General features: G+C 58.7%; 22 protein-coding genes. 13 read left to right on the top strand and 9 right to left on the bottom strand.

The genetic code is table 11. The annotated features are described in order from the left end of the window. Positions 1-947: 947 nt before the first annotated feature. Genes NWI01_RS15055 through NWI01_RS15075 form a run of 5 tightly spaced genes read left to right on the top strand, consistent with a single transcriptional unit; the run spans position 948 to position 5,700 of the window. Positions 948-1,841 (top strand): branched-chain amino acid ABC transporter permease, encoded by an 894-nt coding sequence (locus NWI01_RS15055; protein WP_141384800.1) that lies wholly within the window; start codon positions 948-950, stop codon positions 1,839-1,841. Continuing rightward, on the top strand, positions 1,838-2,884 hold the full coding sequence (locus NWI01_RS15060; RefSeq protein WP_141384801.1) for a branched-chain amino acid ABC transporter permease: 1,047 nt from the start codon (positions 1,838-1,840) through the stop codon (positions 2,882-2,884). Before NWI01_RS15055 ends, NWI01_RS15060 begins: the two co-directional genes overlap by 4 nt. 25 nt (positions 2,885-2,909) lie before the next feature. Further along, positions 2,910-4,181, top strand: coding sequence for an ABC transporter substrate-binding protein (locus NWI01_RS15065; protein ID WP_141384802.1), 1,272 nt, complete (start codon positions 2,910-2,912; stop codon positions 4,179-4,181). Beyond that, entirely contained in the window at positions 4,178-4,996 is an 819-nt protein-coding gene (locus tag NWI01_RS15070) for an ABC transporter ATP-binding protein (protein ID WP_141384803.1), read from the top strand. Before NWI01_RS15065 ends, NWI01_RS15070 begins: the two co-directional genes overlap by 4 nt. Next, the gene (locus tag NWI01_RS15075) at positions 4,996-5,700 is read left to right on the top strand and encodes an ABC transporter ATP-binding protein (protein ID WP_141384804.1); all 705 of its coding nucleotides are present in this window, start codon (positions 4,996-4,998) and stop codon (positions 5,698-5,700) included. The genes NWI01_RS15070 and NWI01_RS15075 overlap by 1 nt, the downstream gene beginning before the upstream one ends. A gap of 100 nt (positions 5,701-5,800) precedes the next feature. Here the strand turns inward: NWI01_RS15075 and NWI01_RS19375 are convergent, their stop codons facing one another. From NWI01_RS19375 to NWI01_RS15100, 5 genes are read right to left on the bottom strand one after another with little or no spacing between them, the layout of a single operon-like run. Continuing rightward, positions 5,801-6,424, bottom strand: a complete 624-nt coding sequence (locus NWI01_RS19375) for a c-type cytochrome (protein WP_141384805.1) — start codon at positions 6,422-6,424, stop codon at positions 5,801-5,803. Further along, positions 6,424-7,263: an ABC transporter ATP-binding protein gene (locus NWI01_RS15085; protein ID WP_141384806.1), complete on the bottom strand. Its 840-nt coding sequence runs from the start codon at positions 7,261-7,263 to the stop codon at positions 6,424-6,426. Before NWI01_RS15085 ends, NWI01_RS19375 begins: the two co-directional genes overlap by 1 nt. Beyond that, positions 7,260-7,940, bottom strand: a complete 681-nt coding sequence (locus tag NWI01_RS15090; RefSeq protein ID WP_141384807.1) for a hypothetical protein — start codon at positions 7,938-7,940, stop codon at positions 7,260-7,262. The genes NWI01_RS15085 and NWI01_RS15090 overlap by 4 nt, the downstream gene beginning before the upstream one ends. Continuing rightward, entirely contained in the window at positions 7,937-8,797 is an 861-nt protein-coding gene (locus NWI01_RS15095) for an ABC transporter permease (protein ID WP_244613798.1), read from the bottom strand. Before NWI01_RS15095 ends, NWI01_RS15090 begins: the two co-directional genes overlap by 4 nt. Before the next feature lie 3 nt (positions 8,798-8,800). After that, positions 8,801-10,162 (bottom strand): ABC transporter substrate-binding protein, encoded by a 1,362-nt coding sequence (locus tag NWI01_RS15100; RefSeq protein ID WP_244613799.1) that lies wholly within the window; start codon positions 10,160-10,162, stop codon positions 8,801-8,803. Positions 10,163-10,624: 462 nt separating this feature from the next. On the opposite strand from NWI01_RS15100, the gene NWI01_RS15105 reads away from it, so the two are divergent. After that, a complete protein-coding gene (locus NWI01_RS15105) occupies positions 10,625-11,317 on the top strand; it encodes a Crp/Fnr family transcriptional regulator (RefSeq protein WP_141384833.1) in 693 nt (230 codons plus the stop codon). Here NWI01_RS15105 and NWI01_RS15110 read toward each other — a convergent pair whose 3' ends face one another. From NWI01_RS15110 to NWI01_RS15125, 4 genes are read right to left on the bottom strand one after another with little or no spacing between them, the layout of a single operon-like run. Further along, a complete protein-coding gene (locus NWI01_RS15110) occupies positions 11,318-12,280 on the bottom strand; it encodes a HEAT repeat domain-containing protein (protein WP_141384809.1) in 963 nt (320 codons plus the stop codon). Position 12,281: 1 nt separating this feature from the next. Beyond that, the gene (locus NWI01_RS15115; RefSeq protein ID WP_141384810.1) at positions 12,282-12,515 is read right to left on the bottom strand and encodes a 4Fe-4S dicluster domain-containing protein; all 234 of its coding nucleotides are present in this window, start codon (positions 12,513-12,515) and stop codon (positions 12,282-12,284) included. An 11-nt stretch (positions 12,516-12,526) separates the two neighbouring features. Next, entirely contained in the window at positions 12,527-14,263 is a 1,737-nt protein-coding gene (locus NWI01_RS15120; protein ID WP_141384811.1) for a fumarate reductase/succinate dehydrogenase flavoprotein subunit, read from the bottom strand. A gap of 11 nt (positions 14,264-14,274) precedes the next feature. Beyond that, complete coding sequence (locus tag NWI01_RS15125; protein ID WP_141384812.1) at positions 14,275-14,568, bottom strand: gamma-butyrobetaine hydroxylase-like domain-containing protein; 294 nt, start codon at positions 14,566-14,568, stop codon at positions 14,275-14,277. Positions 14,569-15,108: 540 nt separating this feature from the next. Here NWI01_RS15125 and NWI01_RS15130 point away from each other — a divergent pair. The 7 genes from NWI01_RS15130 to NWI01_RS15160 all read left to right on the top strand — a co-directional run bounded on the left by NWI01_RS15130 (position 15,109) and on the right by NWI01_RS15160 (position 22,714). Continuing rightward, on the top strand, positions 15,109-16,059 hold the full coding sequence (locus tag NWI01_RS15130; RefSeq protein ID WP_141384813.1) for a sulfonate ABC transporter substrate-binding protein: 951 nt from the start codon (positions 15,109-15,111) through the stop codon (positions 16,057-16,059). Then, the gene (gene ssuD, locus NWI01_RS15135) at positions 16,056-17,246 is read left to right on the top strand and encodes an FMNH2-dependent alkanesulfonate monooxygenase (RefSeq protein WP_141384814.1); all 1,191 of its coding nucleotides are present in this window, start codon (positions 16,056-16,058) and stop codon (positions 17,244-17,246) included. Before NWI01_RS15130 ends, ssuD begins: the two co-directional genes overlap by 4 nt. Continuing rightward, a complete protein-coding gene (locus NWI01_RS15140; protein WP_141384815.1) occupies positions 17,243-18,049 on the top strand; it encodes an ABC transporter permease subunit in 807 nt (268 codons plus the stop codon). The genes ssuD and NWI01_RS15140 overlap by 4 nt, the downstream gene beginning before the upstream one ends. An 8-nt stretch (positions 18,050-18,057) precedes the next feature. Further along, positions 18,058-18,912, top strand: coding sequence for an ATP-binding cassette domain-containing protein (locus NWI01_RS15145; RefSeq protein WP_141384816.1), 855 nt, complete (start codon positions 18,058-18,060; stop codon positions 18,910-18,912). 36 nt (positions 18,913-18,948) lie between these two features. After that, positions 18,949-19,527: a flavin reductase family protein gene (locus NWI01_RS15150; RefSeq protein WP_141384817.1), complete on the top strand. Its 579-nt coding sequence runs from the start codon at positions 18,949-18,951 to the stop codon at positions 19,525-19,527. Positions 19,528-20,244: 717 nt separating this feature from the next. After that, positions 20,245-22,224, top strand: coding sequence for a hypothetical protein (locus NWI01_RS15155; protein ID WP_141384818.1), 1,980 nt, complete (start codon positions 20,245-20,247; stop codon positions 22,222-22,224). Between the two features lie 10 nt (positions 22,225-22,234). Continuing rightward, positions 22,235-22,714, top strand: coding sequence for a VOC family protein (locus NWI01_RS15160; protein WP_141384819.1), 480 nt, complete (start codon positions 22,235-22,237; stop codon positions 22,712-22,714). Positions 22,715-22,722: the final 8 nt, after the last annotated feature.

Below are 22,722 nucleotides of genomic sequence, written 5' to 3' on the forward strand. Positions count from 1 at the left end.
AACGTTTCACGCAATCCATGACTGGCGCAGCCGTCCGCGAATGCTGCGCACTCCTCATCAATGAAGAGTTCGTGCAGTCACTCAAAGAACGACAACAGTCTAAATCTGGACGACTTGTGATGCGTAAGGCCAGCGGCCTGTCGATATAGCTATCGACACACATCGAATGGTGTCAACATGAAGACAGCATCAAACAAAACATAAGTATGCTCATGACTCGAAGCGCTACTAAGAAGGAAGATCTTGAGTGCGCGGAGTCTGATCAACAGAATTATGTGCCACCTTGCGCGTGCGCCAGAAGGCTCAATCAAAGGACAAACTTGATGCAGGCTGTCATGACTTCTATCTCTGTCGTCAGATGTGGCGCGATATCGATAGAGTTATCGACGCTGATGAATCGTGCGCGCCAACAGAGTGTAGATCTTAGCTCCCGACATGTGCGTCGAAGGAAGAAGATCCTGAATGTATGAAGTCTTCTCCGAAGAATATCGTACCGCGGTGTGGGTTCGTTCAGATCGTTGCGAGCCGAGTGAGACGAAAGAGCACTGAAACAGAATCTAGAATCCTGGTCGGGAATCGGATCATCGCCCGCGGTTATGCGATGTCAGTGGACCGTTCAATATGGAACGCGTGCTACGAGTACCGGAAATACCAGTATGCACCTTTAGTTGCGTGCGGTTCTCCGGAGAGAATCGAGCGCACTCCGGCGAGATGTTCCATCGCGGACTATCTGAAGAGATGACGGACGATATCTATCCAAGGAGCTCTCGCGATTGATGGATACAGCGGACGTTCTCAAAGGAAGATTATGTGCGGGCACCGATCATTCGGGCGCATAAGATCGCTTGCAGTACAAAAAATACGTAAAATAAATCTGCCTCGCATTTGGTATATAATCTTCACGCGTTGAAAGAGCGCGGTGACATCAGAATGGTGGAGCGCGGAGCTTGAGTCTCGAATTGTTTCTGACGGTGGCGCTCAACGGTCTTACCGTCTCCGCTCTCTACTTTATCGTGGCGATCGGATTTTCGCTGATCTTTGGTCTGATGCGCTCCGTGAACATGGCGCACGGAACGCTATTCCTTGTCGGAGCGTATGCCGGCGTCGCCGTTTTCTATCCGCTTTACGACGACGGCAACGCCTATGCCTGGATTGTCGCGTTGGCGGCAGGAATTTCCGCATCGGCTATTCTTGGCGTCGTTCTGCAGGTGGTCTTTCTCGGTTGGATGCAGGGTCAGGAACTGCGCCAGACGCTCGTGACGATCGGAATCTCCATTATCGTCGCGGATCAGTTGTTGGCTATCTTTGGCGGACTGAGTCAACAATTCTATGCGCCTGACATTCTATTTGGCTCCGTGCCGGTGCCGCTCGTTCAAGGCGGTCAGTATTCAACTTTCCGTCTATTTCAGGTGGTAGTGGCGATCGGTGTCGGCTTCGGTCTTTGGCTGATCCTGCAGCGGACAAAGCTCGGCATCGTGGTGCGCGCCGGCGTCGATGATCGGGCGATGCTGGCGGCGCAAGGCGTCAACGTTCCGCTCATTTCAGTCATCATTTTTGCGATCGGCGCCGCTCTCGCCGGTTTGGCCGGGGTCATAGGTGGCACGGCGCAACCTTTCGGCCAGGAGAAGGATATCGAGTTCCTGCTGACATCACTTGTCGTCGTGATCGTGGGTGGCATGGGATCCCTGCCCGGGACGGCGCTCGGCGCGCTTCTGGTCGGAATGGCGGAACAGTTCGGACAATCGTTGTTCCCGACTTATTCGGTGATGCTCACATTGCTTATCATGGTGGCCGTACTCGCGTTCAGGCCTCACGGTCTTCTTGGAAGGAAGATCTCATGAGCGCTGTAGAGTCTTCGTCTCAGAAGTTCAGCGGACGTTCCTTCGCTTTGCCGTCTCTGGTGACTGCCGCTCTTCTGATAACGCTCGTCGCGCTTCCGGCTGTTCTGCCTGAGTTCTGGACGGTCAACATATTTGTCCGGGCCATGATCTTCGGAATCGTGGCGCTCTCGCTCACGTTCCTGGCGCATTATGGCGGGTTTATCTCGCTCGTTCAAATGGTCCCTGCCGGGGTTGCCGGATACACGATCGCCGTGACCGTGCCGGACGCCATACCGGCCAATAGCTTTCAGCTTCCTTACGCACTGTCGGTCACTCTCGCGCTGGCATTCTCGACTCTTGCGGGACTTACCATTGGCGCTGTCGCGGTTCGGACACGTGAGATCTATCTGCTGATGATCACGCTCGCGATCGCGGTGAGTTTCTACTTCTTCGTGCAGGCCAACGTCGAATTCCTCAATGGCTATGAGGGGATTCGCAATGTGATGGGCCCGGATATTCTTGGCGCTCCCTTGCGCACGCCAGCGATCTTCTACTATGCGGTCCTTGCCGTGTCCGTGGCTCTCTACGCGCTTGTGATTTACGTCAGCCGTGCTCCTCTCGGGCTAGTCCTGCAAGGCATTCGCGATAATCCGCGGCGTGTTTCAGCGCTTGGATTCAATGCCGCCCTGCATCGTATCGTGGCGTTTGGCCTCGCCGGTTTCGTCGCGGGGATCGGCGGCGTGTTGCTCACCTTCTACAACATCGGAATCTCGCCTGGTACCGTGTCCACCCATGCCACGATCAGCATTCTGATCATCGCGGTCATCGGCGGCCTGGGTCATCCCATCGGCGCGTTCATCGGTGCATTCATTTTCACGGTCTTCGACACTTTCGCGGCCGATATCTATGACCGCGATCGATTCAATACACTCATCGGCGCGGTCTTTCTGACCATTGTCGTTGCCTCTCCTGACGGGATCATAGGCCTGATGAAGCGAGGCAAGACCTTGTTAGCGCGCGATCGAAGCTCCGTATCGCGCTCGCGACCCACTATCGCTCCCTAACCAAATCGATTCGAGGATCATGACCATGGCTATTAATCCGACCAGGAGGCAAGTCCTTCAAGGCGCAGCAGCCATTGCGGGCTCCGCCGTCTTCGCTCCGGCCGTCCATGCGGACCCAGCTCCTATCAGGCTCGGCACGCTGGCCTCACTGGAAGGGCCGCTCGCCGTCAATGGGCAGGATGCCTACCGTGTAATTGAACTTCTCCTTGAGGAAGCTGGCTACAAAGCGGGCGGTCGCAAGATCGAATGGATTCGGGAATCCTCGAACGCCAAGCCGGACGTCGCGCTTGCACGAACTCGAAAGCTGATCGAGCAGGATCGTGCGGACATCGTGATCGGGCCATTATCGGGAGCCGAAGGTATCGCCGTTCGCGATTACTCGCGCACGGTGCCGAACAAGACCTTCATCAACGGTTCGTCCGCCTCGCAGGATAATACGCTGCGCAACTCGTCGCCGAACTATTTCCGGTTCAGCACGGACGGTACGCAATGGACCGCGGGGCTCGGTGAGTACACCAGGAATGCCCTTAACCTCGACGAGGTTACGGTTGTTGCTTCGGACTACGCCTTTCCTTATTCGCAGGTGTTCGGGTTCAGCCTTGAATTCACGCGAGCAGGCGGAAAGCTCAACTATCTCTGGACGCCGTTCGGGACGTCCGACTACACGTCGCTGATTGCGCAGATACCGAAATCATCCGGAGCGCTCTACGTCGTCTATGGCGGATCTGATGGATTGGCCTTCCTTACGCAGTATGCGCAGGCTGGCGGCTCGTTGCCGCTTCTCGGGGGGACTCTGCTTGCGGATCAGACGCTGTTCTCAGCTCGCGGTCCCCATCGGAAGGTGCTCGAAGGCACCATATCCGCCGGCCCGATCGGGGATTACTACGACAACCCGGTCTGGAAGGATTTTCAGGCGCGCTATGTCAAGCGCTGGAGCAAGGATGTCGGGCAGCAGACGCCGGGCACGCTTGCGTTCTCCTATTCCACCAACTTGCAGGCGGCGCTGCTCGCGCTCAATGCCGTTGACGGAGATCTCTCCGGAAACCAGGAGGCTTTCCGTGAAGCGCTGCGAAAGCTTGAATTCAAGAATTATATCGACGCGCATGTGAAGCTCGATCACAACAGGCAGGCGATTTCCGACAATTTCCTCACCAAGGTCGAGGTGCAGGACAAGCGGCTGCAGTCGGTGGTGTTCAAGAAAATTCCAAACGTAAACCAGACCCTCGGATTCCCTGAAGACAAGTACGTCGCGCTTGGCGCGCCGTCCCGCAACAACACCGGAAATGTGAAGATATGACAGACTATGGCAGCAACCGGAGACAGCCGAATTCTCGGGGAGTCTTGCGGATATGTGCCGCAACACAATCTCGCCCGCCGACGCTTGAACTGTCAGGGATCGGATTCAGTTTCGGTGGAGCTCCGATCCTCTCAGGTGTCAATCTCATCGTGGCGCAGGGTGAGCGTCGCGTCATTCTGGGGCCGAACGGCGCTGGTAAAACGACGCTTTTCAATGTCGTCTGCGGTGACTATTCGCCGAGAGCTGGATCCATTCGATTTCTTGGACGTGACATCACGGATCTCAAACAGCATATGCGGGCCCGTATCGGCATCGCACGAACTTACCAGAACTCGCTTCTGTTCGATGGACTTACCGTTCTCGACAATATCTTTCTCGCCATACGGGGAATCAAAAGAGGCCGGTTCTCGCTTTTGCGTCCCAGGGCCAATGATTCCGATCTCGCGCGAGCGCGAGAGATCGCGGACCGTGTACGCATCCGCCATCAACTGGATACAGACGTGCGTGATCTCTCGCACGGGCAGCGTCGCCAGTTGGAACTAGGCATGGCGCTCGCCGCCGAACCGAAGCTTCTCATGCTGGACGAGCCTGCCGCCGGTCTTTCGCCTGGGGATCGACCGGAACTGCTAAGAACGCTGCATGAGTTACCGCGTTCTCTGACACTCGTGGTGGTGGAGCACGATATGGATATCGCCTTGCCGATTGCCGATATCGTCACGGTGATGAAGGACGGTGCGATCGTGGTCGAGCGGACACCTGACAAGGTCGAGCGCGATCCTACTGTGCAGGCGATTTATCTGGGCGAGGCTGCGTAATGTTGTCGGTCGAAAATTTGCACGTCAACTATGGCCGCGCTGAGATCCTTCATGGGGTCTCGCTCGACGTCGGCGATAAGCCTATGTCCGTTGTCGGACGCAACGGCATGGGAAAGACCACGTTCTGCTATGCCATTATGGGAATGATACCGGTTCGCAGCGGTTCCATCGCGCTCGATAGCGAGCCTCTTGATCGCAAGTCTGCGATGCAGGTCGCGCGGCGTGGAATTGCGATCGTTCCGCAGGGAAGGCGGGTCTTTCCTTCGCTTTCTGTTGATGAACACATCAAGCTCGCAAGCCGGAGCAAAAAGGCGGCCTGGACCCCGGAGCGGATCTACGACACGTTTCCCCGGCTCGCCGAGAGGAGATCGAACGGCGGCGCGCAGTTGTCGGGCGGAGAGCAGCAGATGCTTGCCATAGCCCGCGCGCTGCTACGCAATCCAAGATTGATCATCATGGACGAACCGTCGGAAGGGTTGGCGCCCGTGATTGTCGATCAATTGATCGATATTCTGAAGCGGCTGACACTCGACAAGATCGGTCTTCTGTTGATCGAGCAGAACCTGCGGGTGGCCACTTCCGTTTCCGATACGGTCGCTGTCATGCTTGGCGGCAGAATTGCAGCTACGCTTCCATCGGCTAAATTGAGCGCCGACGAGGCACTTCAGCGCCGCTACCTGGGTGTCAGCTCGGCTTTACACTGATAGTTCATTCTTGTTCTGAGTTCGCCAATTGATCTGGCTGGACGCCGTCCAACATATGTGGGCGAGATAGTCGCCGTCTGAGCGAGTGGAATATTCTCGGTTAGCGCTTGCCGGGAGGCCTCGGCGTTGACGCAAGAAAGCCGGAAACCTTCTCGATATCATCGTCGGATAAGCGCCGCGCAATGTCAGCCATGGTCTTGTCGTTTCCGCGAACGCCGGATTTGAAGTCCTTCAACTGCTTCGCCAGATACCCCGCATGTTGAGCCTCGAGCCACGGTTCGATGTTGGCATCGGCATTGTGGCATGATCGGCACGCCGGAACTCCTGCTTCCGGCAGGCCGAAGTCAACGATCGTCCTCGCACGCGAGATGTCGTTGTCCACATGATTTGCCGGCGAAGGCGCCGGAAGCTGGCTAAAATAGGCGGCTGCGAGTTCCAGCGCATGATCCGGGAAATCATCGGTCCCGCTCATTTGTCCATGATCGTTGGTTCGCAGCCCGGAACGAAAATCACGCAGCTGCTTTTCGATGTAAGCGCGCTTTTGACCCGCAAGCTTGGGAAAATGCGCGGTCGCACTTATACCGTCGATACCGTGGCAATTGCCGCAAGCCTCCCAGGGTCGGTCCGGCGCATCGACGATAGCGTCGGCAAGCGTAGACGGAGCGAAGGCGAGAAGCGCAAAGGCAGCCAGGTTACCCGTGCTCACGATAAGGAGGCGTAACATTAACGGTTCTGCTGCTGGAAGGCCTTAAGGCTTTCGGCACGAATCTTGGCTAGGCAGGACTTCTTGATACGAATGAACGTACCGTCGGTTAGGATATCGGGACTGCGCGGCCGCAGCAGGGGTACGTCTTGATCCGCGATGATCCGGCCCGGCCCGGCGCTCATGACCACGATCCGGTCGGCAAGGAAGATCGCCTCATCGACGTCATGAGTGACAAACACAACGGTGGTCTCGACCTCACTCCAGATGCGCAACAGGCTTTCCTGCATCATCGCGCGCGTCTGCGCATCGAGCGCTCCAAAAGGCTCATCCATCAGCAAGACGCTTGGATAGTTGGCGAGCGCCCGGGCAATGCCGACCCGCTGTTGCATGCCGCCGGAAAGCTCGGCGGGATAGCGTTTTGAAAACCCGGACAACCCGATCATCTCTAGGAAATGATCGGCGATCGCCAATGCATCCGCACGCTTCCTTCCGGCGCGTAGCGGACCGAAAGCGATGTTGTCGCGAACAGTCTTCCAGGGAAAGAGGGAGTATTGCTGAAAGACCATACCACGCTCGGGACCTGGCCGCTCGACGATGCGGCCATCGACCCTGACCTTGCCGGACGACGGCCGGATGTAACCTGCGATGCAATTGAGCAAGGTGGACTTACCGCAGCCGGAAGGGCCAAGCAGGCAAACGAATTCACGCGGTCTGATCTCCAGCGACGTGTCAAAAATGGCGCGGCGTCCCCTGACATCCTCGCCGAAGCGAACCGTCACGCGATCGAGAACGATATGGCCGGTTTGCGCCGACCGGCTGATCCCGGCTTTCGCCGGCTGAGCGAGAGTTCTGTTCACGCGATCTCCGGAAGCAAGCTGGTCCGTCGTGCGGTGGATTGAACGGTGAGGTTATGGCTTGCCAGCCGTAAGGTTGACATGGCTAGAAAAGCGAAGCCCACGGATGCGATCCAAACTCCAAACGGCTCAAGTGTGAACGCCAGGCCGATGTCAAGTCCAAGGAGAGCAAGTCCAACGATCCAGGCCGGCGTTCCGCAGCATACGACCCAGCTCAGGGAGATGTTGACCAGGCCGGCCATCACGGCTCCGAGACCGGCTGCTCCGACAAGACTCCGCCTCTCCAGATGAGAGCAGGAGTGACGCGTCGTCCTCCAGAGCAGGGCATTTAAGCTAATGAGCGCGGAGACGATCGCGATCATAAGGAGCTTTGACGGCAAAATTCCCATGGTCCATTGGGCAATGCCGTGACCGTAATTATAGTCCATATAGCCGATCTCGAGAATCCATTCATTGAGAATGATGGGGATCATATCCGACATGGCCGGGGTCGAGCGGATGATCTGCGCGACATTGGCCGGATAGTCGTACGCCGTGACGTAGTTCGGTAGATGGCCGAGACGAAAATAGAGAACCGCAATCTGCGCCACATAGTAAGCTACGATAAGTCCCGCGCTTGTCAGAGTCAGGATGCCCCAATGCGCGCGGACGGTCTGCGCAATCACCCTAAATCCGGTCATCGCGGGTTCCTTTGCCAGGCGAGCAGAGGACTCGTCAGCCAACGAACAGCATGGGTCGAGACCGCCCCCAGCAGACCGATGACGATCATGCCGACAACGATCTCCGGATAAAGGATCAGCGAATAGGCATTCCAGGTGAAATAGCCGATGCCGTACTGTCCGCTGATGATCTCGCCGGCGAGCAACGAGAACCAGGACACGCCCATGCCGATGGCCAGACCGGTGACGATATGCGGCAAAGCGGAAGGCAATACGACGTGTTGGAAAATAGCCAGGCGCGAAGCGCCGAGGGATTGCGCTGCCCGCACCAGGATCTCCGGTGTCTGCTCGACGCCGTGAATAGTGTTCAGCAAGATCGGAAACATTGCGCCGAGCGCGGTGATGTAGATGATGGAGGACTCTTCAGTCGGCCACATCAGGATGGCGAGTGGAATCCACGCCACGGCGGGGATCGGCCGGATAATTTCGACATAAGGCAGTATGATCGCGCGCGCCAAGCGCGAGCGGCCAACCGCCAATCCGAGCCCGATGCCGAGCGCAGACGCGAGCGCATAAGCGATCGCGATACGCCGCAGGCTGTACAGAACATGGAAATAGAACCTCTTGTCCCCGAGTTCGTGCCAAAAGGCGGCTGCAACCTGAACCGGCGTCGGAACATTGTTGAAACGGACGTAGAAGTTGAGGCTCGTTAGCGTCGCCCAGTGCCAGAAGAGAAGTCCCGCGGATAGCGAGGCCGCGGCGATCAACACGCTCGAAGCCGCCGACCTGAATCCGTTCGGAAGGCTGACGATACGCCGTGGCTCAGCCGGCGCATCCGTCAACATGCCATCACTCACGGACACGATTTCGTTGGACATGGTCTAGATCGCCTGCCTCGCGATCGCTTCCGTGAACGTTGAAATCTCTCCGCCTGTCTTCGCCGCATAGGTCTCGGCCGGATCTTTGCGAAGGAAAGCGGTATAGCTTCCATCCTTGTTGCGGACATAGAAGGCTGTCTTTCCGAACAGCTTAAGTCCCGTGTCGTGATCATAAACGTAGGCGGCATTGATCTTCACGCCCGTTGCGTGAAAATCTGCCGCAGCCTTCAGGAAAGCCGCCGTCGTCGGGTAAGAAAGAATGCCGTCCTTCGCGTGCCAGATCTCGTTCGGCAAGTCCCGATTGGCGATGAGCGGATCAACGATCTGCTTGCTCTGAGCGGCATAATCAAGCCCAAGATCCGCATAGGCTTTCTTGACGTATCGGTCGTCGACCCATTCCTTGAAATCGAGCGTCGGCGAAAGATCGGCGCGCGCAAGCACGCCATGATCGAACTTGAGCGTGTCGATCCACTGCGGCTTCAGCGTGGGATCGACCGTGAGATGCCCGCCGCGCGAATAATAGAGATACAGCACCTCCTTTTCGACGCCGGTCCATTTTTCCATCTGCGCAGCCGCCAGTGCCGGATCCTTTTTCAGCCATTCACCGGCATCGTGAATCGCCTTGATGAAAGCCACGATGATCTCAGGATACTTGTCGACGAAATCCTTTCGAACAACGACACCATGCAGATAAGGGACGCCTGCTTGGCTTCCGTCATAGATTTTTCGTCCGGTGCCGCGGTACTCCATGACTTCCGACCACGGGCAGAAATCCGCATGCGCATCGATTTTCCCCGTGGCGATATTCGCGGCGCCGACTGATGGGGCCTGATTCTTCAAATCGACGTCGTTCAAGGAAAGATGCGCATCTTCCAGTGCCTTGATGAGCATCCCCCAGGCGGCACTGCCGTACGGGGTTGAAATGGAACGGCCCTTCAGCTGGGCGAGAGAATAGACATTGGATGACGCGGGAACGACGATGGCGTTACCCGCACCTCGAAGATTGTATCCTGTGCTCGATACCAAAATTGTGTTCAAGCTCTTCGTGGCCTGGAACTTGGCGCCGTTCACGATGACGGGGTAATCTCCCATCACGCCGATGTCGAGCTTTCCAGCCAGCATCTGGTTGGTAATGGGACCGCCAGACGCATAGTCATCCCATTTGATGTTGTAGGTGACGTCGGCATATTTTCCGCTGCGTGGCAGATGCTTTTCGAGAATCTTCAATTCCTTGACGATGATCCCAGCGGCATAGGTGTCGGTGCACATGCTCTGATGACCGATACCTATCGTAATAGCTTCGGCGTGGACGGCGTTCGTCGCACCTAGCAGGCCGATCATCGCAACCGCGATGCCAGAAATCATCCTCGTAACTCTGAAAGAGATCATGGAGCCGTCTCTCGATGTTAACGTCGACTCGCGAACCATCGATTCGAACAAGGTGGAGCTGAAGCAATTACTTGCGCTCCCGGTCGACCGGATCGGCGGCGCCGTTACGCCGCATCAAGCGACAGGTCAAAGATTTTCCCACGATCGGCGGATTGGAGGATAAATCAGTTCGACCGGTGTCGATCTGCGCGTGAACCTTACTTAATTTCGGTTTGAATCGATCAAGCAGGTAGACTTTGCCGCAGTATCGATTTTAGGTTGCTCTCGAAACCAACAGGCAAGCGGCATATGACGACCGTCAAGCACGTTACTGCGATCGCGCCTTCCAGATTCTTGGGACAGCCGCGCGCCATCGCTCGCCTGCATCATCCAGATGAGGAGAGGACTTCGACGGGTTCGAACGAGCTTGCGAATGCCGCCGCTCACTCCGCGCTGTTCATGAGCGAAACCATTGAGGGCCTGAATGTCGGCGCGCGGTTTCTCGATCGCCTGTCCGTCGAGCAGCGTGCGCAAGTGCGTGCAGCCGGCCGCTGTCTCATCGTACGGCAAGGAGATCCCGTCTTCAGCCAGGGCGAACATCATGATGGTATTTTCATCATCGACCGCGGTCAGGTACGGGTCTATTACTCCGCGCCGTCCGGCCGCGAGATCACCCTTGCCTATTGGACCCCCGGGCATTTCATCGGAGGTCCGGGAGTATCCGGCGGCGGCGTGTATATGTGGTCTGGTGTAGCCGCTGAAGATTGCGCGATTACGATGCTGCCAAGCGCAGTGCTGCGGAAACTTCTGCTTCAGATGCCGGACTTCGCGCTGGCGATGATCGACGGATTGATCGCGAAAGGGGAGTGTTATTCGTCGATGGCGCAGATGCTGGGAACGCGGTCTGTCATCGAAAGGCTTGCGCAGTATCTGGTGAACTTGTCCGAGCTATATGGAATTGACGGCGGCGACTCGGTGATCATCAATCGCAAGGTCACCCATGACCAGATCGCGGCGATGGTCGGATCGACCCGTCAGTGGGTCACCATGATGCTGAAGCGATTTCAGAATGAGCAGATCATCGCCATCGATGGCAACATTATTCGGATCAAGCGCCTCGATCTTCTCAAGAAAATTCTGTTTCGGGAATAGTCAATCCACGCCAAGCCGGTTGAGAGCCCAAAGCACCGTTTTGCGGACATCCGGATCCGGATCAAGGGCGCATTTTTCCAGCGCCTCGCGCGCGCTTGGTTCGGAAATCTCGCCGAGCGCCGCAGCCGCTTCCTTGCGAACGGACGGGACTTCATCGGAAAGAAATCGCACGATCGCTGAAACGGCGTCGGGCGGGCCGAGCTTGCCCAGACTCTGCAAAACCTTCTGCCGCACCAGCCAGTAGCTATCGTCGAGCGAGCGTATGAGCGTTCCTGACGTCGATGGCGAACCCACGCGTCCGATTGTTTCCGCCGCTGCGGCCCGCACCTGCCAGTCATCGTCCGCAAGCGCGTCGGCCGAGGCCTGGGCGGCAGATTCGTTTCGCGCAAAGGATAGTGCACTGATAGCGGCTAATCGCACGCTGGCGCTGGCATCTGTCGACGCGCGAATAAGCGATGGGAGCGTATCGAGACGTTTGAGATATCCGATCACACCGACGGCCTGAGCCCGCACCGCGGCATCGCTGTCCGCCAGCGCCGCAACAGCGGGACTCAGAGACGCATTCACCTGCAGCGCCTTCAGCGCGCGAAAAATCGCTGCCCGCACGAAAGACGAACTGTGTGACACGAAAGGAAGCAGAACCTCACTTACTTCGGGATCACGAAGCTCCGCCAGGCTGTCCGCGGCGGCCCGAGCTACATCCGGAACCGGGTCGGTCACGACCTGCACCAAGGCTTCGGCCACTTCCGAGCCATCGAATTCGCCGAGCGCGCGCGCCGCCTGCAATCGGACATCCGACGACGGATCGGCGGTCGCCTGCGACAAGTATGAAACCGCCGCGCTGTTCGACGTTTCGGCAAGCTCAATGACCGCGAGACGCCGAACGGAAGCATCCGCACTCGACAGCCCCCGGGCGATCTCGTCCACGTCGCCGAAATCCTCGAACGGTTCAAGATGCCACATCTTAGCGCAACAGGTATGGAATGTTGACGGTCACGGCGCCGGTCGGGCAATCGGTTTCGCACGGCATGCAATACCAGCACTCGTCGTACTTCATATAGGCCTTGCCCGTGAGATCACTGATCCGCAACACATCGAGCGGACAGACATCCACGCATACCGTGCATCCCTTGTCGGCGATGCACTTGGCCTCGTCCACGACAACCGGCACCGTTGTTGGCATATGAGCAATAGGCATGGATATCCTCGTCAAGCAGACTTACGGATGCGTTGGCGGTCATAGGCGGATCGCTCCGATTCCTCGATCGGAACGATATAGTCGGCGACCGGCCGCTTCTCCACGGTCATCCGCCCATCCTGCTTGCGAAGGATGCTGTGGCAGAACCACTCGTCATTGTTCTTCTCCGGGAAGTCGACGCGATGATGATAGAACCCCCAGCGGCTCTCCGTGCGAAACAGCGACGCCGTCGCCGCCATGTCCGCGCAGTCGATAATCGAGGCCGCTTCCAATGAACGCATCAGCTCGTGGGCGTCGCGTGCCACCATGCGGTTTTCGAGATCATCGCGCACTTCCGCCAGCCGCATCCGGCCAAGATTCATCTTGGCCGTCACCTTGGGCGGCTGAAGATAATCGTTCACAAGGCGGCGCGTCTTGTACTCAATCTGGTTCGGAGGAACGCCGTCGTCGCGTTTTGTGGGCGCCAGGACGCGGGTCTTCTCGCGCTCAACTTCGCCGATGTCATAGTCGGGAAGATCGATCTCCTCGGCAAAACCGGCTGCATGTTCACCGGCGACCGCGCCGTTCGTGAACGCCCCGAGCATGTAGTTATGCGGGACGCTGGCCATATCGCCTGCGGCGTAAAGTCCCGTCACCGTGGTCCGCGCGAATTCATCGACAAACACGCCTGACGCGCTGTGACCGGAGCAGAATCCGATCTCGGAAATGTGCATCTCGATCATCCGCTCGCGATAATCCGTGCCGCGGTTCTGATGAAAGCGCCCCCGCGAGGGCCGCTCGACATTGTGCAGTACCGCCTCGATCTCGCCGATCGTGTCGCTGTGGAGGTGATCGAGCTTCAGAAAGACAGGCCCCTTTCCAGATTGCAGCTCGTTATAGAACTCCTGTATCATCTGCCCGGACCAATAATCACATTCGATGAAGCGGTTGCCGTCGTTATTGGTCGTGTAACCACCGAAAGGACCGGCTACATAGGCGCAGGCAGGACCATTGTAATCCTTGATCAGTGGATTGATCTGGTAACACTCTAAGTTCGCGAGCCCCGCGCCGGCGTGATACGCCATCGCGTAGCCGTCACCGGAATTGGCGGCGTTCTCGTATGTCCCCCAGAGATATCCGGATTGCGGCAGGCCAAGCCGGCCTGCAGCGCCGGCGCAAAGGATGACGGTCTTGGCGCGTATCACCAGGAATTCCGCGTCACGCGTGTTGACGGCGATGGCGCCGGCAACCTGACCGTTGCGGCCGGTCAATAATCGGGTCGCCATGTAGCGGTTGGAAATAAGAACTTTTTCGCGACGCAACTGTCGATAGAGCGCCTTCTTGACGGTATCGCCATTGGGCATCGGCAAGACATATGAACCCAGATGATGAACTTTCTTGACGTCGAAATCACCATTCTCAGTCTTCTGAAACTTGATGCCGAACCTGTCGAGCTCCTGAATCATCTCGAAGCATCGTGACGCATACTTATAAACCGGAGCCTGATCGCATATGCCATCATTCGCGATGGTGATCTCCTTGGTGTATTGCTCCGGCGTCGCATAACCGGGGATGACCGCGTTGTTAAGGCCATCCATGCCCATGGCAATCGCTCCCGAACGCTTCACGTTCGCTTTCTCGAGAAGTATCACGCGCATGTTGGGATTACGGCGCTTCGCTCGATAGGCGGCCATCGGCCCGGCTGTTCCGCCGCCGATCACGAGCACGTCGCACGATACTTCAGTTGAACCCTCCCTGATCTCGTCCATCGCAGTCGCTCTCAATTCGCAGTCTGGTCGGCGAGTTCGCGCAGATAGGACCACGGATAGATGCCACGATCATGTCCATCCGAGAACGAAAGGCGCAATGCGTAACTCCCGATCGCTTCGATCAAGATCACATGTAGATCGGGCGGAAGATAAAGCTCGACGCCATCGGCCTGACGACGAATTTCCGTGGCCGCGCGGCTGGCGCGGCGGAGCCGTTCCGCTTTAAGACGCCGGACGCCGCAATCAGGCCAGGTTAGTGCCAGCGCCGTGGCGCCTTCAACGAGTTCGACGTTAGTCGGCTGCATTCTCGCTCCAATCGCTATTGCAGTCGTTTTGTACGGCTGATCCGACAGGCGATGCGCGCAATAAATTGCTTTTGCGAGTTGCAAATGGAGTATGCGCACCTACCGAACGAATGGCCATAAACTATGGGAGATAAAACGATGCGTGACTTTCTTCCATTCAAAACAAACGTGGCGAGCTTTCGTAAATAACAGCGGTAGCGTTGTTATTTTCTCTTACGTATCGACATTCGCCGTTCTGCTGCGCATCATCCCATCGTCAGAGTTCGATCTGATCCGGAATCTGGATCCCGCGATAAAGAACCAGATGGGAGATTTAATTGAAACGCAGCGACCTTGATAATCGCAAAGGCCATCATTGTTGCGGCACGAGAATCGGCGTTGAGCAAGAAGCTGGCCGCTGGCAGCCGTCGTAGCCGGACGAGGTGTCGTCGATAGGCTTGATAGCCAAGCCTGATTTTCTGGGCATTGTCGTCGCGACGGCGTTGACGGCCGGGCGAGCCTAACACCCTCAGCCATTACACTCTGATTGGAGATTTTAACATGCGTTCGCTCGAACGATTGATGATGGTTGCAATCTTGTCGATAAGCGTCGTGGCGGCGTCCATGGGCGTATCCCATGCTCATGACAAGGTCGTTCGCGTTGGCTACCAGAAGTACGGGAACCTCATTCTGCTCAAGGGTAAGGGGACCCTTGAGCGGAAGCTCGCCCCTCTGGGTTTCAAGGTCGAATGGAAGGAATTTCCATCAGGCCCGCCGCTGCTCGAAGCGCTGAACGTTGATGCGATCGACTTCGGGCACGCCGGTGAGTCGCCACCGATCTTCGGTCAGGCGGCGGGCGCGCAGTTTCTTTATGTTGCGCATGAGCCGCCAGCGCCGAAGGGGGAAGCGATCCTGGTGCCAAAGACGTCATCGATCACGCAAGTTGCGGACCTCAAAGGCAGGAAGGTCGCCTTCAACAAGGGATCGAACGTTCACTACCTGCTGGTGAAGGCCTTGGAGAAGGCAGGCCTGAAATACGCTGACATCGAACCGGTGTTTCTCGCGCCGGCTGATGCCCGCGCCGCATTCGAGCGCGGCTCCGTTGATGCCTGGGTGATCTGGGATCCGTATCAGGCTTCTGCGGAAGTCGCGACGGGCGCCCGCACTCTTGCCGACGGGACGGGGCTTGCGCTCAATCACCAGTTCTATCTCGCCAGCCAGAAATTTACCTCAGCCCACCCGCAGATTGTCGATGCGGTGATCGATGCGCTCGGCGATATTGATCGTTGGGCCGATGGCAAGGAGGCGGCGGTTGCCGAGGAACTCAGTGCCGGCATCGGCATTCCTGCTCCTGTGCTGGAGATCGCTCTCAAGCGCCAGACCTATGGAATCCGGCCACTCGACGACAAGGTGGTCGCCAGCCAGCAGAGCATCGCTGACACCTTCCATGCATTGGGACTTCTGCCGAAGCCGCTGGTCGTCTCTTCGATCGTCAGAAAGGCCGGATTATGAGTGTCGCTCCGGCTGCAAAAGTGAAGCTGCTCTGGTTTCTGCCGACGCACGGTGATGGCCGCTATCTTGGCACAACCACCGGCGGCCGCGAGGTGAGTTTCAGTTACCTGCGCCAGATCGCACAGGCCGCCGATCAGCTCGGCTACTACGGGGTGCTGCTGCCGACGGGTCGTAGCTGCGAGGATTCGTGGGTGACTGCTTCGGCTGTCGCGCCGTGGACAGAGCGTCTGCGTTATCTGGTGGCGGTGCGGCCTGGCCTGCAATCGCCGACCGTCGCGGCGCGGATGACCGCGACGCTTGATCGGGTGTCCAATGGCCGGCTGCTCATCAACGTTGTAAGCGGCGGGGACCCGGTCGAAAACAAGGGCGATGGCGTCTATCTCGATCACGACGAGCGCTATGTCGTGACCCGGGAGTTTCTGAACGTGTATCGGAGATTGCTGGCGGGCGAGAGCGTGAATGTCGAGGGCAAGCATATCCGCATCGAGGACGGACGCCTGCTGTTTCAGCCGTTACAGCAGCCGCACCCGCCGCTTTATTTCGGCGGCTCATCGGATGCAGGCATCGATGTCGCGGTCGATACCGTCGACAAGTACCTGACCTGGGGAGAGCCTCCGGCGCAGGTCGCGGACAAGGTCAGCCGCGTTCGCGCGCTGGCCGCCGCGCGCGGGCGACAACTCAGTTTCGGGATCCGGTTGCACGTCATTGTGCGCGAGACCAATGCCGAGGCATGGCGAGCGGCGGATGAACTGATTTCGTATGTTACTGACGACACCATCGCGGCTGCGCAGAAGATCTTCTCGCGAATGGACTCCGTCGGACAGCAGCGCATGGCGCAGTTGCACGGCGGGCGCCGCGACAAACTCGAAATCAGCCCGAATCTGTGGGGCGGGGTCGGGCTGGTCCGCGGCGGCGCGGGAACGGCGCTGGTCGGAGATCCCGATACGGTTGCGGCCAGGATCAGGGAATATCAGGACATCGGCATCGATACGTTCATTCTGTCCGGCTATCCGCATCTGGAAGAAGCCTACCGGTTTGCCGAGCTGGTGTTCCCGCTGCTGTCGCCGCCGGCGCGGGACAAGGTCAACTCCATCCGACTCAATACCGGACCTTTCGGCGAGACCATCGCCAATGAAAGCCGCCCCACCGAGGCGCGGCCGCTGCAGCGGGAGGCCGCGCGTCCATGAGCATGGCGGAGGCGCTTTTAGGTGATCGCAAATCGCGGTTGCCGCGCCTTGACGGCATCGTTCAGTGGCTTCTGCCGGCTGCTATCCTGCTTGTCTGGCAGGTCGTCTGCAGCAGGGGCTATGTGCCGGCGCGTGTGCTGCCGGCTCCGACCGACGTGGTGCTGGCGGGCTGGAAGTCGCTGCAATCGGGTGAGCTGGTTTACAACATCTGGGTCAGCTTCTGGCGAGCGGTCGTGGGTTTTCTGATCGGCGGCGGCATCGGCTTTGCATTCGGCCTTGCAAACGGGCTGTCGCCGTTCAGCGACAAGCTCACCGACACCACGTTGCAGATGATCCGCAACGTGCCGCATCTGGCGCTGATCCCGCTCGTCATCCTGTGGTTCGGCATCGAGGAATCGGCGAAACTGTTTCTGGTGGCGCTCGGCGTATTCTTTCCGGTTTACCTGAATACGCTGCACGGCATCCGTACTGTCGATCCGCAACTGATCGAGATGGGGCGCATCTACGGCATGAACAGCGGTGAGCTGTTTCGCCGCGTCATCTTTCCGGGTGCGCTGCCATCGATCTTTGTCGGTGTGCGGTTCGCGCTTGGCATCATGTGGCTGACCCTGATCGTGGCGGAGACCATCGCGGCGTCGTCGGGACTTGGCTACATGGCGATGCAGGCGCGCGAGTTCATGCTGATCGACGTCGTCGTGCTCAGCATCCTGATCTATGCGCTGCTTGGCAAGGCGGCTGACAGCGTCTCGCGTTTTCTCGAGCGGATCACTCTGTCGTGGCATCCCGCATTTCAAAAACATTGAGAGCGACCATGCAATTATCCCTTCGTGTGTTTCCCCCGGACGTTGACTTCGTGCCCCCGGCCAAACTCATCGAGCAGGCGCGGAAAGCGCGCCGCGCGGCCGATCCGAAACTCGAACCCAGGCCTGGCGGACTTGCCCTCACCATTCGGGATCTGCGAAAATCGTTTGGTGAGAACCATGTGCTGCGCGGGATCGATCTCCATATTCCGGCGGGCCAGTTTGTTGCTATCGTCGGGCGCAGCGGTTGCGGCAAGAGCACCTTGCTGCGGCTGATCGCCGGTCTCGAGCCGGCAACCGCAGGCTCCATCAGCTTCGGCGAGAACGTCCGCGCGGAAGATGTCCGCGTGATGTTCCAGGAACCGCGTTTGCTGCCGTGGGCGACGGTAGCGGCAAACGTCGAGGTCGGCTTGGGCCGCCAGCGCGTACGACATGACGCGAAGGTGCGCGCCGAGCAGGCGTTGACCGAGGTCGGGCTGCACGACAAACGCGCGCAATGGCCCAGGATCCTGTCGGGCGGGCAGAAGCAGCGTGTCGCGCTGGCCCGCGCTCTGGTCAGCCGTCCGCGCGTGCTTGCGCTCGACGAGCCGCTCGGTGCGCTCGATGCCTTGACGCGCATCTCGATGCAGCGCCTGCTTGAGCGAGTCTGGAGCGATCAGGCATTCACCGCTATTCTCGTCACGCACGATGTCTCTGAGGCGGTAGCGCTGGCTGATCGGGTGCTTGTGATCGAGCAGGGGTGGATCGCCCACGATGTCGAGATCAATATTGCGCGGCCACGCCGTCGCGGCTCCGCCGATCTCGCCGCGCTCGAGGGGTCGATCCTGCAGGAACTGTTGAAAGAGGATCGGTCGGCCGATGCTTGATGGAACGGGGCGGATCATTTTTCATTCGAGGCCATCATGAATCTAGCTGTTCGAGACATTTCGCGGGGACGCGAGGTCGGGTCAGGCGAGTTCCGTAACGCCATGCGTCATCTGGCAGGTGGCGTCAGCGTCATTACGGCCGGACGTGGTGACGACATTTCGGGTATGACGGTTACGTCGGTCACCTCGCTGGCAATCGAGCCTGCAACCTTGACCGTCGCCATCAACCGAAAAGCGTCAACATTGCCGTTGCTCCTGCGATATGGCGCCTTTGGCGTCAATATTCTGACCGGCGGCCAGGCCGGTATTGCTGAACGATTTACCGGCAAGGACGGGCATAAGGGAGCGGCGCGCTTCGTCGGCAGTTCGTGGACAACGGATGCGCTTGGCGTGCCGCTGCTCAAGGATGCGCTGGTTGCCATCGCCTGCGAACTGGAAGAAACCATCGAGCGTCATTCTCACGTTATCGCGCTTGGCCGCGTTGTTCATTTGGCGGCCTCGGAAGGGGACTCATCACTCGCCTATTGGCGAGGTGAATACCTTGCGGTTGAACAAGGCAGCGGTATATCCCGAATTGCCGGTGTTCTCCTCCCAACAGTTGGTGCCTCGGATTAATTAGGACCGAGCGGAAACGAGTGGTTGCATTAGCGGAAACGGCCTGCGGCATCTGGCTTGTCCATTTGCCGCGTCCCCTCAACGTTTACGGCACTCCCTGCTTTCAGTTTCCTCCCCCGTTTTTCAGATAGATTTCCCTCTTAGCAGCGAATCACAACAGAGATTTGGTTGCACGTCGCTGCATCGCCAGCCATCTTCGACATGCTGAGCGCCTTCGGTAATCATGCGGCAACTGATCACGGTGGTTTTTGGATCGAATCGATCCAAAATCATAAACGTGATCGAGTCCATATTTTGAGACGCGGGATGCGGGTGGAGAACCGCTACACACTTTTCCTCATCCCGCTCTAGCCCTGAGAAGGCTGCCGCGCCTTTTTTGCAGGTCTACGGCGGTTTGCCTGACAATTCTGGTCCTTAGTTGTCCAGCATGTCGGCCGCGGCTTTGATGCTTTGCCGGCTGGGGGCGCTGATCTCAAAGGGATCGCGATGAAGCGTGGAGGCTTGATATGACGAGCCATGAACGTCGCCATTCACGGCCGGGGATCGGGCGGGACCGCGTCCAGTTCCCGGTTCCTCTCAAGCTCCGCTTCTGCTTGAATGAGACGTGAAGCTTGAGACTGTTGTTCTGGCATGTTTTCTTCACGCGAAACGGTGCCGTCCTCGAGTCGGGTCCAGGGAACATGCTTCGCTCGAGAACGCTATAGAAAGGTTGCCAGGATGCGCCCCACCAGCCGGTTTGCTGCAGGAGTAGTGGCTGCGTTCATTTTCGCGGCGATAAGCCCACCGGCCGAAGCGACGACAAGCCCGTGTGAGCAGGCAGTCGGGTTCTCGGTCCTGCCCTCGCCGTTTGCGCCTTGGAAGGGGACGCCGCTGCGCGTCATGATTATGACCGAGAAGCCGCTCCAGGGCGTGATCTCGCTGGTCGCGCCGGATGGAAGCGTCGCGGCCAGATCGTCTGACCGGCACGGCAGCGCGCCGTACTCCTGGTTCGCCGAGGTTGCTCAGCCTGCCGCCGGTGTGTGGCGCGCCACCTTGACGCTCGACAATGCAACGGCGGATTGCCGCACGATCACACGCGATATCTCCGTGAGCGCGCGCAAGCCAAACCCACCGCCCATTCCGTCGGGTGCGTTCTGGCAGGTGCGCAATAGCTGGGATCACGTGACCGAATCCTTGTTTTCCGCGTGGATCGAGAAACTGTTTGACGCGCCCCCCGATCAGGATCTGTCCTGGAAAGCCTGGCATGAGGTCCTGCAGAACCGATCACGCAATTTCCTGTTCAACTATCTAGGTCGCGGGGAAGATAACAAGCGGACGGGCCTTCGCCCCGACTGTGCTGATTTCGTGTACTTCCTGCGCGCCTATTTTGCCTACAAGATGGGGCTACCCTTCGGCTACGCCAATTGCTCGCGTGGCGCCCGCGGCAAGGCGCCCAAGTGCTACCAATGGTTTGACATGGAGCACCCCGAGATGACGCGTCCGCAGCCGCCGCCAGAACAGGAAGCCGCGTCGGCTGCGACCTCCAGCGCCACGCCGCCCGGACAAGCGCCTGCGCTGCTGCAGCCCTTTGCCTCGCTGCAACCGGCTCCGGCCGAGATGTCCGCGGCTCCGCCCAAGGCACGGCCAAAACGGCCGACGACGTTCAACGAGTATCTGCGGGATGTCGGGGACGTCGTGCATACGGGCGCCGTTCGCGCCGCCGCGAGCGACGATAACACCGATTTCTACACTGTCGCGCTGACCCAGGAAGCGCTTCGCCCGGGCACGGTGTACGCCGACCCCTACGGGCATGTGCTGATGCTCGTGCATCGCGTGCCGGAAAAGAACGGCAAGCCGGGCGTGTTCCTCGCCGTCGATGCGGAGCCGGACGGCTCGATCACACGAAAGCGTTTCTGGCGCGGCAATTTCCTGTTCGTGCACGACCCCGCGCTGGGCAGCCCGGGCTTCAAACGCTTTCGGCCGATCGTGCGTGGCAAGAGCGGCGCGTTGCGGCGGCTGGTCAACGCCGAAATCACCAGCAATCCCCAGTATGCTGATTTTTCGCTCGATCAATCAAAGATGAGCGCCGAGGATTTTTACGATCGCATGGACGACGTGATGTCGCCGGAACCGCTCGATCCCGTGAAAGCGATGACAGACGCTATCGAAAGCCTGAACGAGCAGGTGAAGACGCGGGTGACCGCGGTCGAGAACGGACGACAGTATCAGAACAAGCATGCTGGAGAGGTAGCTATGCCCAACGGCTCCGCGATCTTCGGCACGACCGGAGCCTGGGAGGATTACTCCACTCCGGCGCGCGATTTCCGTTTGCTGATCGCGATCGATGTCGTGCGGGGATTCCCCGATCGGGTAATTCGGCGGGCGTCGCGTTACGCGATGCCGGGCGGCAAGAGCATCGCGGACGTGAAAAGCGAACTGCAAGGCGTTCTTGCCTCCGAGCTTGCCTCGCGGAAAATATCCTATACGCGCAGTGACGGCTCGCAATGGACGCTTTCGCTCAAGGAAGTTGTCGAACGGGCGCCGCACTTCGAGATGGCCTATAACCCGAACGACTGCGCCGAGGTAAGGTGGGGCGCGCCGGAAGGCGGCGATGAGGCAGCCACATGCAAGCGGCACGCGCCGCAAGCGCAGCGCGAGAAGATGTTGTCGAAATACCGGACCTGGTTTCACGAGCGGAACTGGCCGACGAACAGCTAAAGGACGAGTGATGGCTACTGCCAAGAATACGATCTGCCTGTGGTATGACAGGGATGCCGAGGCTGCGGCCCGCTTCTACGCCGAGACTTTTCCTGACAGTTCGGTGAGCGCAGTTTATCATGCCCCCACCGACTATCCGTCTGGCAAGGCGGGCGACGTGCTGACGGTCGAATTCACCGTTGCCGGCATACCCTGTCTCGGTCTCAATGGCGGTCCCGCGTTCAAGCACAATGAGGCCTTCTCATTCCAGATCGCCACCGACGATCAGGAAGAGACCGACCGCTACTGGAACGCCATCGTCGGCAATGGCGGTCAGGAAAGCGCGTGCGGCTGGTGCAAGGACAAATGGGGCATCTCCTGGCAGATCACGCCGCGCGCGCTCACTGAAGCGATGGCTGCCGGTGGCGACGAAGCAAAACGCGCGTTCAGTGCGATGATGACCATGAAGAAAATCGACGTCGCCGCGATCGAGAAGGCACGGCGGGGCTGACGCGTGAC

The organism is Nitrobacter winogradskyi, from assembly GCF_006539545.1.
GTDB lineage: Bacteria > Pseudomonadota > Alphaproteobacteria > Rhizobiales > Xanthobacteraceae > Nitrobacter > Nitrobacter winogradskyi_A.